Raw genomic sequence first — 16,681 nt, forward strand, 5'->3', positions numbered from 1 at the left:
ATGAGTGGAGATGCAGGCTTTCTTTTCCGCTATTAATATCTATAAATCTATATAAATAGAAAAGAGGATAATCACAATGGATAATCGTTCTCAATATGCGGCATCGGAGCAGGGCAGCCAGGCAGCAAAGAATAATACAGCTCTTGTAGTGGGGGCACAGGGTGTTATAGGCCGCAATCTTATCAATCATCTTGAGGGAACAGGAGACTGGGATATTATCGGGTTGTCCAGGCGGGGCGGGGAGGCGGCAGGCCGTGTCAGGCATGTGGCGGTGGATTTGCTCGATCAGCAGGATTCCCGTGAGAAGCTGGGAAGCCTCAGCCAGGTTACGCATATTTTCTATGCGGCTTATCAGGACCGTCCGGGCTGGGCTGAGCTCGTGGAACCGAATCTCAGAATGCTGGTCCATGCGGTTGAAGCGATCGAAGAGGCTTCTCCCCACTTGACGCATATAAGTCTGATGCAGGGCTACAAGGTGTACGGCGCGCATCTGGGCCCGTTCAAGACACCGGCCCGTGAGACGGATGCCGGCCACATGCCGCCTGAATTCAATGTCGATCAGCAGAACTATCTGGAGAATCGGCAGAAGGGTAAAAACTGGACCTGGTCGGCTATCCGCCCTTCGGTGGTCGGCGGCTTTGCGCTTGGCAATCCAATGAATCTGGCTGTTTCGATTGCCGTCTATGCCTCCATCTGCAAGGAACTGGGGCTGCCGCTGCGTTTTCCCGGCAAGCCGGGGGCCTATGAGAAGCTGCTCGAAATGACCGATGCCAGCCTTCTTGCCAAGGCTACCGTCTGGGCTGCCACAGACATACGCTGTGCGAATCAGGCCTTCAACATCAACAATGGCGATTTGTTCAGATGGAGCGAAATGTGGCCGAAAATCGCCCGCTATTTTGATCTGGAGACGGCTCCGCCCCTGCCCATGCAGCTTGATGTCGTCATGGCCGACAAAGCGGGCTTGTGGGATTCGATGACCGGGAGACATGGCCTTGAACGTCATGCCTATAAAGATGTATCCTCCTGGGGCTTCGCTGACTTCGTCTTCTCCTGGGATTATGATCTGTTCGCAGACGGATCGAAGGCGCGCCGCTTCGGCTTCCACGAGTATGTGGAGACGGAAACGATGTTTATGGATATTTTCGACGATTTGCGCAGGCGCAAGGTGATTCCTTGAAGAAGGAACGTACGGACGAACTGCATCATGCACTCTTCTTTGTTTTATTTTTGCTGCGCCGGATAAGGCAAACCGCTGTATAATAGCCGACCTCAGGCAGGAAAGCAGGAGGCGAAGTAGAAGTAATTCTAAGATAAGCAATGCTTGCAGCATGAAGAATCCTGTTTTCGTCCCCATGGCGGCAAGCAGGCTTCTTCGCCAAGAACTTATAGAAGTATATAGATGTGAATCATTATATAACTTCTATAAGTTAAAAAAGGAGAGTGCGTGGATGTATACGTTTGCCGGAAAAGTCGTTTGGGTGACGGGAAGCAGCACGGGCATCGGCAGAGCCGCGGCTGTCGAATTTGCGAGGCATGGAGCCGATGTTATCGTTCATGGCAACAGCAATATGCAGCAGGCGGAGGAGGTCGCTGCGGAAATTACCGCGTTGGGACGCAAGGCCATGCTGGTCGCCGGCGATGTGGGAAGCCGTCCGGAGGTGGAGCGGATGGTGGCGGAGATCAGGGGAGGCTGGGACCGCATCGATATATTGATGAACAATGCGGGAGCATTGATTAAACGGGCCCGTCTCGGCGATCTGGATGAAGAGTTATGGGATGAAGTGATGAATGTAAATCTGAAGTCGGTATATCTGGTGACCAAGGCGGCGCTTCCGCTGCTCAGAAACTCCTCCGCGGGCAAAGTAATCAACGTCACATCGATAGCCGCCCGCAACGGGGGCGGCTTCGGCTCGGCTGCCTATGCCGCCTCCAAGGGAGGAGTCAGCACACTGACGCGCGGGCTGGCCAAGGATCTGATCGAATACGGCATTACCGTGAATGCGATTTCTCCGGGTGTCATTGCAACGCCTTTCCATGACCGCTTCACGCCTCCGGAGATCCGGAGCAAGACGCTGGCAACCATTCCTATGGGCCGCGAGGGAACGCCCCGGGAATCGGTTGGCGCGGCTTTATTTCTCGCTTCGGATTTTGCGAATTACATCACGGGTGAAATTATCGAGGTCAACGGCGGGCAGCTAATGGATTAATTCGCCTTGAGCCGACTGTCGGTAATCGCTCGGCGAAACCCCCGACCACCGCTTGAATTGACGGCTGAAGTGGGCGATGTCCCGGTAGCCGAGGACGGAGGAGATCTGCTGTACGGTCAGCAGCGGATTGGACAGCAGCAGCTTGGCCTCGTGCAGAACGAGTCCGGACAGATACGCGCGCGGGGAGATGCCGTATACGATCCGGAATACACGGTTGCAATGGGAGACGCTGATGCCAAGCTCCGCTGCGATATCGTCAATGCCGTAATGCCTCTGGGCATCGGCGCCCTGTTTGAAATGCTGGCTCATCAGACCCTGCAATCGATTGCGGATCTGATGGGCCAGTTCTGCTTTCTCATACGCAGACGAAGAGAGCAGATCGGCCTCATTCGATACGGCTTCCCACAGTGTTCCGAATAATTCGAAGATCGCCGAATGCAGCCGCATCCGCTGGGTCATGGTTGCGCTCCCGGCCACACGGACGATGTCGATCAGCCTGGACAGGACAGGCTCCACTTGACGCGTCAGCATGCTGTCGCGGCGGAAGAGCGTCTGCCTGATCCTGCTGAGCATGGACAGGAACAGCTGGTCGTCAATATTGAAATGGAGACAGAAATAGGTGAACGGCTCGTCATTGCCGCTTCTGCTGGAATGGGCATATCCGGGCCGGAACAGGATCAGATCGCCCACCTCCTGCAGCAGCCTGCTCCCGTCCGCATTCATAAGCTGCTGGCCTTCCAATACATAATTGATCTCGAATTGCGTATGCTCGTGAAGCGGATATTCCCACTCCCCGCTGACGCGGCGCAGGTGGATAGCGAACAGGTTCACGGTGGTATTCACGTCGGGCAGTATCGTTTCTTCGATAATATGGCCCAGAGTCGGCGGAGGAAAGGAGCCGGCCATCGTAATTCTCCCCTTTGGCTTGCGGATTTGGTTGGTGCCAGTATAGCATGAATGGCCCGATTTGGGTAAATTATTGATTGATTTGGCAATGGTCACCCCTATTCGATTATGCTAGGATGAACGTGACTCGCCACGTCAGCATGGCGACCATGGAGATGAGGGGGATACGACTTATGGCACAGTCTAATAAATTTTTTAATGCGCATCATTCGCCAATCGGCGCATTTGCCAGCTTTACATTGGGGTTCCGCGGCAAAAGCGGAGGGCTTGGACTCGAGCTGGGCAGGCCGGCCGACGAGAATGTGTATATCGGTTTTCAGGCCAGCGGCGGCGATTATTATGAAGCGCTTCCATTCTTCGGCTCGGTAGAGGACGAGAGCGCCCGCTATGATGTTGAGAAGCAGGGAGAAAAGGATAAAACAACCGGAATCGTTCACTTTCCAGAGAAAGCGATTACACGTGAATTCAGGACCGGTACCGACACCTGGCAGGCGGGGGATTTGACGTTCCGCATCTACTCGCCTGTCCGTCCCGTGCCTGAGCCGGGTAAAGCGGATGAAGCCGCAATAAAGGAGGCGATCGTGCCCGCCGTGTTTGCTGAGCTGACGCTCGACAATACGCATGGAACGTCCGCGCGCAGAGGCTTCTTCGGCTATGAAGGAAGCGATCGGTACAGCGCCATGCGCCGCCTGAGCGATACGGGCGGGGACCGCTTCACCGGGATTGGCCAAGGACGCTCCACCGCCATCGTTTCCGATGATGACGGCGTGACGCCGGCGCTCGGATTCTCGCTGGAAAAAATTTTGGGAGAGAGGCTTCCCCATAATCTGGCCTTTGGCCTCGGCGGCACAGGGGCGCTGCTGATGGAGGTGCCAGCCGGCGAGAAGCGGACCTACCGGTTCGCGGTATGCTTCTACCGCGGAGGGCTGGTCACTTCCGGCATCGACGCGTCTTATTACTACTCGCGTTATTTTGCGAGCATCGAGGATGTGGCGGACTTTGCTCTGGACCGCTTTGCCGGACTGACCGCGTCCTGTGAGGCGGCCGACCGCTGGATCGAGGCGGAAGCTCTGAGCGAGGATCAACGGTTCATGCTGAATCATGCGATTCACAGCTATTACGGCAGCACCCAGCTGCTGAAGGCGGCAGATGAGCCGATCTGGATCGTCAATGAAGGCGAGTACAGGATGATGAATACGCTGGATCTGACGGCGGATCAGCTGTTCTATGAACTGAAGATGAATCCGTGGACGGTCCGCAATGAGCTGGAGCTGTTCGTGAAGCGCTACAGCTACGAGGACAAGGTGCGTTTCCCCGGCGACGAACGGGAATATCCCGGGGGAATAGCATTTACCCACGATGTCGGTGTGGCGAACGTCTTCTCGCGTCCCCAATATTCCGCCTACGAGCTGGCCGGTATTGACGACTGCTTCTCGTATATGAGCCATGAGGAACTCGTCAACTGGCTGCTCTGCGCCCTTGTGTACATTGAGCAGACCGGAGATGCGGGGTTCAGGGAGGAAATGCTGCCTGTAATCCGCCAATGCTTCGACAGTATGCTGAACAGGGATCATCCTGAAGCGGAGAAGCGCAATGGTCTCATGGGACTCGACAGCTCCCGCACGCAGGGAGGGGCGGAGATTTCCACCTACGACAGCCTGGACGTTTCTTTGGGCCAGTCGCGGAACAATATTTATTTGGCCGGGAAATGCTGGGCTGCCTATGTAGCGCTGGAGAAGCTGTTAGCAGACGAGAAGCTGGCGGAGCTTTCCGAAGAAGCGGGACGGCAGGCCGACCGGTGCGCGGCGTCCGTAACGGCACAGCTGACAGAGAAGGGATACATTCCTGCGGTCATCGGCGAGAATAACGATTCCCGGATTATTCCGGCAATCGAAGGTCTGATCTTCCCGTACTTTACCGGCTGCGAGGATGCGCTGAGTCCGGGCGGACGCTTCGGCGGTTATCTGGAGGCTCTGGCGACACATCTGAAGACGGTTCTTGAGCCGGGCGTATGCCTGTTCGGGGACGGGGCGTGGAAGCTCTCGTCGACAAGCAACAATTCATGGCTGAGCAAAATCTATTTGGCCCAGTATATCGCCAGAGAAATTATGAATCTGCCATGGGAGCAGCAGGGCGCGGCGGCCGATGCGGCCCATGTCAACTGGCTGCTGCATCCGCAGCTCTCCTACTGGTGCTGGAGCGATCAAATTTTGTCCGGAGAAATCATCGGCAGCAAATATTACCCGCGCGGCGTCACGGCGATTCTTTGGCTATTTGAGAAAAAAGGAAACCGGCTCGTTCACTAATAAGAAGGCCGGAGGCTGCTTGCAGGGGCATTATCAATCGCGAAAAGTGAGGGATCGCTATGACAGGCAAGGTATTGAACAAGAGCCAGATCGAACAGTTTATTGAACTTGGCTGGGTGAAGCTCGATGAAGCATTCCCGCGCGAAACAGCGCTTGCCGCGCAGGATTGTTTGTGGAACAAGCTGGAGGATCGGGGAGTAAGGAAGCAGGATCGCGCAACCTGGACACAGCCGCTGATCCGGATCAACGAGAACTATTCCACAGAGGAATTTCAACGCTGCAATACGCCTCGGCTGGCCGACGGGATTGAGGATTTGGTAGGAGCAGGGCGTCTGGTGAACCGAAGCGTATACAGGGAAACGGAGTTTCAGGCTGCTTACGGCTGGTGGCCGGTCAATTTTGCCCTTGATGCCGATAAACCGTGGGATGTTCCGGTCAAGGGCTGGCATTGGGACGGCATCCACTTCCGTCACGCGGTCGACAGCCCGGATCAGGGGCTGCTCTGTTTATGCTTGTTTTCGGAGGTTGGCCGCCGCGGGGGAGGCACATTGATTGCAGAAGGCTCCCATAAAGTCGTCGCCAGGCTTCTCTCCCGGCATCCCGGCGGTCTGGAGCATAAGGATGCGATCGCGTTGGCCAACCGGAGCCATCCGTGGCTGGCCGAATTGACGGGTACATCCGCCCCGGATTCGCTTCCGCTTCATAATGGGCTTAAAGCCGGGGACGAGAGGGAGAGCGATACCGCCGGCAGCCGGATTGAAACTTTCATGAAGCGCTGGTATACCGATGAAGACGGAGTGCAGCTGAGAGTGCTGGAGACAACCGGCTCACCGGGGGATGTCTTTCTGTGTCACCCTTTTCTGTATCATGCTTCATCGCAGAACCATTCGGGAGTCCCGCGGTTCATGTGCAACCGGACGACGCCGCTGCAGGAACGCCTGCAGCTGAAGAGGGACGGAAGCAGCGAATATTCGCCGCTTGAGCTCAGCATCAGGGAAGCGGCAGGGCAGTTACAGCAATGAAACCAGGAATGTATAAAGATAGAGCCTGCCGGAATCAGGGCTCTATTTTTTTGACCTTATAGAAGGTATAGGTTTCACATCTATAAAATTTTATAAGGTTTGAGGGAAGAAACGAACTTTGCCGCCAAAGGACGACACAGCCATTTCTTCTTACCGATTCCTGTTACAGCAAATACATAATGCGGCAAAATCAAGCAATGATCGTATAATTTTGCCCCTCATGGCTTTTGTAATCAGCCGTTTGGTTCTATAATTGGATCATGCCGCAAGTTATGCGGGCAGGATATCCTGAGAGGAGAATCAGTATGAAACCTGGCATATTTATCGACCGGCGCATCCCGGACGAGGTAGAAGCTTACATATCCGAGCATTGCGAGATTGAGAAATGGGACGGTTCGGAACCGATACCGCGTGAAACGCTGCTGTCGAAGGTTGGACATGTGAAGGGGCTGCTTACGGCAGGCACGAAAATTGATGCCGAACTGCTTGAACATGCGCCTCATCTGAAAGTAGTGAGCAGCATCAGTGTCGGTTACAATCATTTTGATGTCGGAGCGATGAAGGAACGGGGCATTATCGGCACCAATACGCCTGATGTCCTGAACGATACTGTTGCTGACCTGGTGTTCGCACTCATACTGGGAACAGCCAGAAGAGTGGCGGAGCTGGACCTTTATGTGAAACAGGGGCAGTGGAAGCCGGAAGTTGGCGAGAAATGGTTCGGTACAGATGTGCATCATGCCACATTGGGGATTATCGGGATGGGGAGAATTGGAGAAACCATTGCCCGGAGGGCAAGATACGGCTTTGATATGAATGTGCTCTATTATAACCGCAGCCGGAAGCCCGAAGCGGAAGAACAGCTTGGGGTCAGCTATGCGTCTCTGGAGCAGCTGCTCGCTGAATCGGATTTTATTGTGCTGATGGCACCGTTGACGCCGCAGACAGAAGGCTTGATTGGGCGGGACGAATTTCAGCTTATGAAGCGCTCGGCGATCTTCATCAATGCGTCCAGAGGGGGAACCGTTGACGAGAAAGCGCTCATTGAGGCGCTTCAGGAAGGACGAATCAAGGGAGCGGGTCTCGATGTTTACGCGAAGGAACCGGTCGAGGTCTCCAATCCTCTGCTTCAAATGCCGCAGGTGCTGACACTGCCGCATATCGGTTCGGCTACCGCCAGGACCAGATTCGATATGGCGATGCTAGCGGCGCAAAACCTGGTCGCGGCATTAAGCGATCAAACCCCGCCGAATATCGTAGAAGAATTAAAATAACCAGCTTGTCGGCTAGTTGCAATCTCTGACAAAAAAGGTCGTCTGACGGATGAATGGCAAGCAGTGCAAAAAAGCCATTTCCGAAGCAGGCGATCTTATTGTCATGTCTACCAATGTCTACTCTATTTGAACGGATGTGATGAAATTATTTTTTTAAACCGATAATCAGCTCCCTTTAAACGCGTTCTTGATTAGGGTGACAACCGCTGCCAGCACAATAGGGATCGTGGCGCAGGTCGTAATGGCGGGCCAAATCAGCGTCCAGAAGGTGTTGGATTCCATTTCCGTCGAGAACATGCTCATCGAAATGAAAAACATCAGCAGCGAGACGGGAAGGATGACCGTCCTGCTGTCCTTCAGCTTGAAAATATGGGCGAAGCCCGAGCTGAGCGCGAGCAGCGCTATCGTCGATTTGATATAGGAGCCGGCGATCAACGTAATACCGGCAATCATTTCAATCCTCTCGAAGACGCCGGTGATTTCAATAACCCGCGCCATCTCATACAAGGTGAAGTTGCGTGTTCCCGCCGCTTTTCCAAAGATCATACTGGCGCATAATACGACTCCAAGAAAAATAATCATATTAGCGAAATAGGCGAAAAACATAAACTTGCCGGTCGATTCGTTTTTGGCAGGGCGTATAAAAAAAAGCAGCGCGGAGAAGACAAACATCTCGGAATAAGGAAAGCCGTGGGTAATTATGGCTCCATGCATAATCGGAGAGATGCCCTCAGTGAGCTGCGGCAGTAAATTTTCAGGATGGTATTTCCCCAGGTCGAGGAACAAAATAACGAAAATCGTAGCCAGCATCAGCATAAGGAACAGGATAAATAAACGGGCGGTTACTTCGATTCCGGCAAGAGCTGTGAGTGCGCAGACCATCAGAATGAGGAAATTAAATACATAGGTAGGGGTCTCCACCATCATGGTGCTGGAGAAGAAGGACCCTACACCGACGGTAATATTAGAGATCATCAGAATGAGTACAAACAGGATCAGCAAGGAGAACAGCGTACCCATCCATTTGCCGAAAACGTCTCCAAGGTATTGGAAGGAAGATTTGCTCGGGTAGATATGATGCAGATACAAGATGCTCAGAAGCCCGGGAATCCCTGCGGCTCCCGAGATGATTACCGACAGCCAGGCCCCGTTGCCGGCAGCTGCGATGACGGGACCAGGAATAAAAACAATTGAGGAGCCGAGCGTAAAGGCCAGCAGCAGCATGGCAATTTGGGATGGGCTTACCCATTCTTTTTCATTCATTTACTGGCCTCCTCCAACGGATAAACAGGTTAATACGAATGCACATTAATCAACTGCATAATCATTTTCATGGGCTTAAGCAGAAGAGCGACTGCCAGATCATCAATACCCGGCCAGGTCTGACCCAGAATAAAGCTGAGTGAAAAATACAGCGAACAGCACAGCAATACGACAATAACCATGTTCTCTTTGCGGGTGTTCGCATGTGATCGTGCATAAATTCCCACAACAGTGACGAGATAAAACAACAGCGAGATCATGATTCTGCTTATCAACTGCTTATCCTCCTTCATCCAGCGCTGATTTGCCATCTTCCAGTCCCGTGTTAGATAAAGAGACCTTGATATCAAATTTGAATTCTGCCTGCTTTAAATGATCGCCCCAATCTTTTTTCATGGTTTCCCACTCCCTGGGATGATGCTGATAGATCCCGTTTCCAATGCCAAGAAGATCAATCTTGCTTTTTTTCATGGTTTGCGTGAAGGCTGTCAGCTGTTTTTCAATTTGTTTGACGATTTCACCCTGGTAAGCGTAGGCTTCGGCGGTTGTTGCCAGTGAATGGCAGATAAGCTCGCGCACGGTGACATTAACCTTGATAGCTGCATGAACCTGGGGTATTCCCTGCTTCAGTCTGGTGGAGAGCTTGGTATGGAAGGAAACGACTTCAATGGAATCCCCTTTATCCGATTCACCGCAGGGAAGAACAATAATGCCTTCATGATAGGTATTTTTGAGCATGTGATAGGCTTCTACCTCATTCGCCTTGAGAAGCTCAATCATTTTGTTTTTATTGACCACGGCTGCTCCTTTGAAATACGGATCCTTCCGCGGGACATCGTCAAAGGTCATATAAGGCAGAACCGCCGTCTCTACAGCGCTGTCCAGCTCCAGTCTGAGATCAAGCAGCGACATCTGGATCGTCTTGCCCGAATAGTAATAGGACGATCCTTCAACCTCATGGGTTTGCCGGCTGATGGTCGTTTCCATATAGGGTTTGGCGTACAGATATGAGCTTGCATCTCCTTTTGTGACTACAATCCGCGTTGTAAGCCTCGGTTCATCGTCGCGGTAGAAAAAATCGAGAACTTCTTTCCATCTTTTGGATTTAACCATTTTCTCACCGACCAATATGGTCTGCATATGGCTCCATTGCGCTTTACGGCCCAGACGCATCGTAATGTTGCGCGCTGCGTCAAACATGGTGCTGCCTCCTGTGCGGATATTGACATAGGAGCCGGATGGATCGGTTTCACCTCTCGACGGCTTATAGAATTGTGAAGTCAGAATAAGGTTGTCGTTCTCATCCAGATCCAGAGCTACCCCCAGAATGAATCCCCGCTCAATCAACTCTTTCCCGCTGCAGCCGCCAAGCAGACAGGCGCATAGAAGCAAGGCTATCCATCTCACCCTCATCATTCCTTTGCTGTATTAAGATCTGCAGCCCGTTTTGCCCTGGCAGCCGCTCTCATTCTCAGTTTGGTCGGGACGCGCACGAAAACGTCGAGCATCTGCAACATCCGCATGGGAGCAATAGGGGAGAAGAAGGGTTTTCCTAAGGTCCGCAGCGTCGCCAAATGAAGAAAAATGAGGATGTAGCCGATCATCAGACCGAAGCCTCCCCACATAAATGCAAGCACCATAAGCGGAAATAACAAGATCCGCAGCGCGATTGCAAGCTCATACTGCGGCATGGAGAAGGACGCCATCCCTGTCAGCGAAATAATGATAATCATGATGGGAGAGGCAATTCCTGCCCGGATCGACGCTTCGCCGATGATCAAGCAGCCTACGATACTGACCGCAGAGCCGATGGGACGAGGCAGGCGTATGCCCGCTTCGCGCAGCAGCTCGAAGAAGAACTGCATGATTACAGCTTCGATAAAGGCTGGGAAAGGAATGCCTTCTCTCGTATCAAGAATCTTGAGCAGCAGGGTAGTCGGTATCAGCTCCGGATGAAAATTGGAGAGGGCAATATAAAGGCTGGGCAGCGTAAGCGCGATAAAGAATGCGGCAATCCGCAGGAAACGGATCATCGATGCGTAGACCGGGCGCTGATAATAATCCTCGGCAGACTGGAACAGCTCGGTAAAGAAGGTCGGACAAATCATGGCTGATGTGGTCCCGTCGGCCATCAGGATGATTTTGCCTTCCAGAAGCGAGCCGACCGCTACATCCGGACGTTCTGTAACACGATATTGGGAAAAGGGAGAATAGACGGAGTCCTCCACAAATTCACGGATGTAATTGGTATCCAGAGCATCGATTTTGTCTGCGCCTTCAAGGCGTTTTTTCAGCTCTGCCAGAACAGAAGGATCAACTTTCCCATCCACGTACCCCACCAAAAATCTTGTTTTGGTCAGCGTACCTGCCTGATACATTTCAATCTTCAAATCCGGTGTTCGCAGGCGCAGACGAATCAGTGCAATATTCTTGTCCAATTGCTCGACCATTCCTTCACGCGGGCCGTTGACAACGGCTTCGCTTGTAGGCTCCTCCACCTGTCTTCTCTCGACGCTGCCGGCGTCCAGGCTGACGACTTTGTCCCAGCCGTCGAAAATCAGGATAGCGTAACCGTCCAGCACTGCCTCTGTAATCTCGTCATAAGCAGTCAACAGCTCATAAGACTGGAAAGCCGAGCTTCTGCGCTCGAAGAACTCGCGTATATTTTCAATCTGTATGCTTTCCATGTCCCCAGATTCCGGAACCAGATCCTGCAGAGCGGAGTTCAACTGGCCGCCATCCATCTCCTGCGTAAGAGGCGCACAATAAATCATGGCTGCAGAGCCCTCGTAGGACGGTCCGAAATGGAAGCGTTCATAAATAATATCCTGGCAGTTTGCAAATATTTCCTTGATATGCTGCTCACTGGTCTTAAGATCAACGGAAATCCTATCGGCATTATTCTGTTGTTTTGTATGCTCCTCAAAGTTCATTTCCATTAAGAATCCCCCTCGTCCAAGGAAGAGCTGATATTCGATCCATGGTATTATTTGCCGAAGCATGATATTTATGCAGGAGCGTATCCGGTTAATTGTCTGTTTTGCTTTGTTCCTACCGGCACGTTATGATGAAGGAATGATAGAGTTTGCTTTTTAAGGCGCATATTCGAAAGGAATGACAGAGGAATGGATTTTCAACAGATTACGCAGATCAAAAATTTTAAACAAGAGATTACGAGATTCCTGATGATGTATAAATTTGCTTTGAGCGAGATCGAGACCCGAATTGAAATTTTGCAGGAAGAATTTCAGATGCTGCATGACTACAACCCCATTGAGCATACCAAATCAAGGCTGAAATCCCCGGAAAGCATCATGAACAAAATCATGAGGAAGAATTGCGATATTTCGTTTGCCAGCATCAGGCATCATATCAAGGATATTGCGGGGCTGAGGATTACCTGCTCGTTTATTTCGGATATTTACAGGGTCAGCGATATGCTGAGGAAACAGCATGATCTGGAAATTCTGGATGTGAAGGATTATATTCAAAAGCCCAAGTCAAACGGCTATCAAAGCCTTCATTTGCTGGTCAACGTGCCCATCTTCATGTCCGACCGCCAGGAGCATGTATGCGTGGAGATCCAGATCCGCACCATCGCCATGGATTTCTGGGCCAGCCTGGAGCATAAAATATTTTATAAATACAATCAGTCCGTACCCCTGGAGCTTCTGCGGGAATTGAAGGAAGCCGCGGAATCGGCCAATGCGCTGGATCAGAAGATGGAACGGCTGCATAAGGAAATCGGACTCATAAAGGAAGAGCATCGTCTGGATGAAATGGATGAATTAGAACGGCTGGTGATCAACAATCAGCAGTTCCAGCTTCCTCCGGCTTTTCTTAGGCTGATGGAAGACAAAGCCTGATTCCTGCCCGTTGTTCATTCCATAGGCTTGGCCTGACCAGGCACATATTCGTTGAAATCAGCATGAACGTATACTTGCACGAAGGAGAGGATTAAACTGGAGAAGAGAGGGTTTACACCTTGTGAAGCAAATGCGCTTCTGCCGCAGTTGAAAGAGGACTTGCTCCAGCTGCAGGAATTGACGAAACGGTTTGAAGAGCAGTATTCCGACCTGCAGAAGAGGAAGGCGTTACATAAGCAGGCAGCTGCCCCGGCAGGAGGCGCACAGGATCCTTTTTTTGAGCGGGAGGGTCGGCTCGAATTTCTCAAGATGGAAGCGGAAATGCTGATCGAGAACTTCACAAGAAAAGGCGTGCTGCTGAAAATGATCAACCCGGGGTTGATCGATTTTCCCGCCGTTCTGGATGGGGAGGAAGTGCTGATATGCTGGAAGGAAGGGGAGCCGCGTGCCTCGCATTATCATGGCTGGCATGATGGATTTGCCGGACGCAAGCCGCTTCCCGGTGAATGAGGCTTTGCAGCTGCAGAAGCAGGTATTCCGACAAGGATCTGCAATCGGCCTTCCGACCGATTCTTTAAGCTTCAAATTGGTTTAGAATGAACGGATAATACTTGAATGGGGGTGATTGTCATTGTTCGAGCTTCATGATGCGCTTGCGGATATTATGTCCATTTGTATTCTGTGCTCTTTTGCTTATCTCTATTTATTCTGGGTCCCGGCGGCAGCCGGGATGAATTGGACAAAGGTCGGCGAAGCGGCATACCCGCTGCCGCGCCTTGCGCAGCCTTCCGGAATCGTTCAGACCCGGAGACAGCGGCTCACGCGGCAGACCAAGCGCAAGGAAGCGCCCGACGATGATTCATCCCCGTGTACGACCCTGTTGAATACGTGCATACACGATCAACAGGGAGGATGGTTATGGAAACCATGGAATTGGATAAGAAAGCAAATGCCATTCATAATAATCGCCGCGAAGAGCGGCGCAATGAGGCTGCAGGCGGCATAAAGAATGGCCGCCGTAAATGGCAGCGAATCCTGCTGCTTGGCGGTGGCTTCGCCATGATTCTGCTGCTTGCCGGCTGCGGAACAGGCACAGTGGATGCCAACACGCCGGGATTTTTCAATCATTACGTCGTATTTCCGTTCTCCTGGATGATTGAACATTTTGCCGATTGGTTCGGCGGCAGCTTCGGCCTAGCGCTGATCGCGATCACGGTGCTGGTTCGTCTGGCGCTGCTGCCGTTCATGATATCCCAGTACAAGCGCCAGCAAATCATGAAACGCAAGATGAGTACAATGCAGCCGGAGATCAATGCGATCAAGGAAAAGTACGCCAAACACAAGGATGCCGAGTCGCAGCGCAAGCAGCAGCAGGAAACGATGGCGGTTTACAGCAAGCACGGGTATAATCCGCTTGCCATGGGCTGTCTGCCGATGCTGCTGCAGATTCCGATCCTTTCCGGACTGTATTATGCCATACGGATGACCCCGGATATGGCTGAGCATACGTTTTTGTGGTTTCAGCTGGGAAGTCCGGATAAGATCCTGCCGTTCCTGGCGGCGGCCGTTTATCTGCTTCAGGCCAAAATAACGCAATCCGCCAACCCTCCGATGAACGGACAGATGGGGATGAGCTGGATCATCTATCTTTCCCCGGTGATGATGGGATTTTTCTCATTCTCGGTTCCTGCCGCCATCCCGCTTTACTGGTGCGTCGGCGGTCTGATCGTTGTCCTGCAGACGATGCTGGCCAAACGGCTGTATCCGCCGGACATTGTTCCAGCGGTGATACCTGATCCGCCCAAAGCGCATCCGCCCAAACGCAGATTGAAAGCATAACGATCAGCATGAACATCGTAGGAATGAACAGCCCCGGAGCTTGTGCTTCGGGGTTTTTTAGCTTTCGCCGCCTATAGACGGCGCCAGCCTGTTGTTCTTATTTGCGCTGAATGCATGCAGCGGCTGGATAAAGAAATGAAGCGATCAGAGACAAGGTGTATGACATTGTCGCGGGCAGCCGCTACCGCTTATTTGGCCGAAGGGATGCCTGCTTGCTTCCTTCGGCAGAGCTTGGAAGCAGGTTTGCCCGGGACGAGGATGAAGATCAGGACATTCTCCCGAAAAGGTAAAACGGAAGCCGATTGTGACAGGCCGATACAGCCGTCATGAGACATACGCCTTGGCAGGGCCCTTGAAAAGGGCTTTTTTTGGCATTCCGGTTCCAGCAGATATAGGTAATCATCTATGCTCTGCATCTATCACTGAGAGATAAACATCAAGGATTGATACTAGCAGATTTTCATAGAATAGAGGTTATTGACCAGTACGAGCCATCTATCTTGCACGTATACATACAGTACATCCTTGAATATCTAAAGCATGTTAAGGGGGGAGACCATCTATGAGAGGCCTTGGGAGAACGTAATGAATCTGTGAAACAACATTTAAAGGCAAAGGAGAATGGATAAATAGAAAACTCGTAATCTGAAAAGAGGTTTAATCATGAATGACTTAATGGTCATTATTACCGTCTGCTCCTTCCTGCTGACGATCGGCTTTATATTCTGGCGTCCGAATGTAAATGAGGCTATACCTGCAACGGTGGGAGCTTTTTTTGTAATAGCAAGCGGAAGTGTTTCATTGGCTGACCTTGGAGCTATCACGGGTACCATAAGCGGTGCTGCCGTTACTATTATAGCCACCATTGTGATGGCAATTGTGCTCGAGAGCTTCGGCTTCTTCTACTGGTCCGCCGAAATTCTGACAAGAAAAGCGAAAGGATCAGGCATCCGTCTTTTCTGGTACACCAATTTGTTTTGTTTCCTCATGACGCTGTTCGTGAACAATGATGGCAGTATTCTCATCACGACCCCGATCCTGCTGATGCTGCTGCGTAATTTGGGATTAAAGAATGCTCAAAAAATCCCCTATTTGATATCCGGCGCATTGATTGCTACGGCCTCAAGCGCCCCGATAGGAGTAAGCAACATCGTGAATCTGATTGCGCTCAAGATCGTCCATATGGATCTTTACATGCATTCCGCGATGATGTTTATCCCCGCATCGCTGGGACTTGTTCTGCTGGCCGTTCTTCTGTTCGCGGTGTTCTACCGGGTAATTCCCTCCAAAATACCTACAATGACGACATGGAATTTTATGCCGGGCAGCCATCCGCTAAAGGGGGACGCACCAAAAGAGAACCGGAACAGATTTATGATCAAAATTCTGATTTTTGTATTTCTCGTTCGGCTAAGTCTGTTCGTCGCTTCCTACATTCATTTCCCCGTCTCTGTCATGGCGGTAATCGGATCAACGCTCTTGCTGCTGTGGAGATGGAGGTATTTGAAAATTTCACCTGCAGATATGTTAAAAAAAACACCCTGGTATATCCTCATTTTCGCGTTCGGTATGTATGTAATTATCTACGGCTTGAATAATATTGGTTTAACCCAGTGGCTAATCCAGCTTCTCCATCCCATTGTTACGGGAAGTCTGCTCAATGCAAGCGTATCGATGGGCATTCTGTTGACGGTTCTATCCAATTTATTCAATAACCATCCGGCATTGATGATCGGGACGATTACCCTGACGAATATCGGACTCGATCCGCTTATGCTGAAGATTTCCTATCTGGCGAGTGTGATCGGCAGCGATGTCGGTTCGCTGCTCCTGCCAATCGGTACACTTGCTACCTTGATGTGGATGCATATTGTCAAGAAGGGCGGCGTGAAAATAAGCTGGGGTCAATACTTTAAGGTGACTTCAATCGTTATTCCGATCACTCTTATTTTTACACTGGTTGTGCTGACCTATTGGGTCGTTTGGCTATTTTAATCC

15 protein-coding genes are annotated in these 16,681 nt (G+C 51.6%); 10 read left to right on the forward strand and 5 right to left on the reverse strand.

The window, feature by feature from the left end:
- Positions 1-76 precede the first annotated feature (76 nt).
- Entirely contained in the window at positions 77-1,177 is a 1,101-nt protein-coding gene (locus AC0YNV_RS03525; protein ID WP_475765854.1) for an SDR family oxidoreductase, read from the forward strand.
- Between the two features lie 271 nt (positions 1,178-1,448).
- On the forward strand, positions 1,449-2,207 hold the full coding sequence (locus AC0YNV_RS03530) for an SDR family NAD(P)-dependent oxidoreductase (RefSeq protein WP_475765856.1): 759 nt from the start codon (positions 1,449-1,451) through the stop codon (positions 2,205-2,207).
- Here the strand turns inward: AC0YNV_RS03530 and AC0YNV_RS03535 are convergent.
- A complete protein-coding gene (locus tag AC0YNV_RS03535) occupies positions 2,196-3,113 on the reverse strand; it encodes a helix-turn-helix domain-containing protein (protein WP_475765857.1) in 918 nt (305 codons plus the stop codon). The two genes, AC0YNV_RS03530 and AC0YNV_RS03535, sit on opposite strands and share 12 nt — an antisense overlap.
- Before the next feature lie 173 nt (positions 3,114-3,286).
- Here AC0YNV_RS03535 and AC0YNV_RS03540 point away from each other — a divergent pair, with 173 nt between their 5' ends.
- From AC0YNV_RS03540 to AC0YNV_RS03550, 3 genes are all read left to right on the forward strand, one after another.
- Positions 3,287-5,419, forward strand: a complete 2,133-nt coding sequence (locus AC0YNV_RS03540; RefSeq protein ID WP_475765859.1) for a glycoside hydrolase family 52 protein — start codon at positions 3,287-3,289, stop codon at positions 5,417-5,419.
- Positions 5,420-5,478: 59 nt separating this feature from the next.
- The gene (locus AC0YNV_RS03545) at positions 5,479-6,441 is read left to right on the forward strand and encodes a phytanoyl-CoA dioxygenase family protein (RefSeq protein WP_475765860.1); all 963 of its coding nucleotides are present in this window, start codon (positions 5,479-5,481) and stop codon (positions 6,439-6,441) included.
- A gap of 305 nt (positions 6,442-6,746) precedes the next feature.
- The gene (locus AC0YNV_RS03550; RefSeq protein ID WP_475765862.1) at positions 6,747-7,715 is read left to right on the forward strand and encodes a 2-hydroxyacid dehydrogenase; all 969 of its coding nucleotides are present in this window, start codon (positions 6,747-6,749) and stop codon (positions 7,713-7,715) included.
- 165 nt (positions 7,716-7,880) lie between these two features.
- On the opposite strand, the gene AC0YNV_RS03555 is transcribed toward AC0YNV_RS03550, so the two are convergent.
- From AC0YNV_RS03555 to AC0YNV_RS03570, 4 genes are read right to left on the reverse strand one after another with little or no spacing between them, the layout of a single operon-like run.
- Positions 7,881-8,978 carry a GerAB/ArcD/ProY family transporter gene (locus AC0YNV_RS03555; protein WP_475765864.1) on the reverse strand — a complete coding sequence of 366 codons (1,098 nt, stop codon included), beginning with the start codon at positions 8,976-8,978 and terminating at the stop codon, positions 7,881-7,883.
- Between the two features lie 29 nt (positions 8,979-9,007).
- Complete coding sequence (locus tag AC0YNV_RS03560) at positions 9,008-9,253, reverse strand: hypothetical protein (protein WP_475765865.1); 246 nt, start codon at positions 9,251-9,253, stop codon at positions 9,008-9,010.
- Positions 9,254-9,257: 4 nt separating this feature from the next.
- Positions 9,258-10,385, reverse strand: coding sequence for a Ger(x)C family spore germination protein (locus AC0YNV_RS03565; RefSeq protein WP_475765867.1), 1,128 nt, complete (start codon positions 10,383-10,385; stop codon positions 9,258-9,260).
- A gap of 5 nt (positions 10,386-10,390) precedes the next feature.
- Entirely contained in the window at positions 10,391-11,917 is a 1,527-nt protein-coding gene (locus AC0YNV_RS03570; RefSeq protein ID WP_475765869.1) for a spore germination protein, read from the reverse strand.
- Between the two features lie 186 nt (positions 11,918-12,103).
- On the opposite strand from AC0YNV_RS03570, the gene AC0YNV_RS03575 reads away from it, so the two are divergent.
- From AC0YNV_RS03575 to AC0YNV_RS03595, 5 genes are all read left to right on the forward strand, one after another.
- On the forward strand, positions 12,104-12,844 hold the full coding sequence (locus AC0YNV_RS03575) for a GTP pyrophosphokinase (RefSeq protein WP_475765870.1): 741 nt from the start codon (positions 12,104-12,106) through the stop codon (positions 12,842-12,844).
- A gap of 96 nt (positions 12,845-12,940) precedes the next feature.
- Positions 12,941-13,354, forward strand: coding sequence for a DUF2203 family protein (locus AC0YNV_RS03580; protein WP_475767284.1), 414 nt, complete (start codon positions 12,941-12,943; stop codon positions 13,352-13,354).
- A 121-nt stretch (positions 13,355-13,475) separates the two neighbouring features.
- A complete protein-coding gene (locus AC0YNV_RS03585; protein ID WP_475765872.1) occupies positions 13,476-13,850 on the forward strand; it encodes a hypothetical protein in 375 nt (124 codons plus the stop codon).
- Positions 13,763-14,683, forward strand: a complete 921-nt coding sequence (gene yidC, locus AC0YNV_RS03590; protein ID WP_475765874.1) for a membrane protein insertase YidC — start codon at positions 13,763-13,765, stop codon at positions 14,681-14,683. Before AC0YNV_RS03585 ends, yidC begins: the two co-directional genes overlap by 88 nt.
- A gap of 663 nt (positions 14,684-15,346) precedes the next feature.
- Entirely contained in the window at positions 15,347-16,678 is a 1,332-nt protein-coding gene (locus AC0YNV_RS03595) for an arsenic transporter (protein ID WP_475765875.1), read from the forward strand.
- Positions 16,679-16,681 lie beyond the last annotated feature (3 nt).

The organism is Paenibacillus sp. JT31N11, assembly GCF_056269285.1.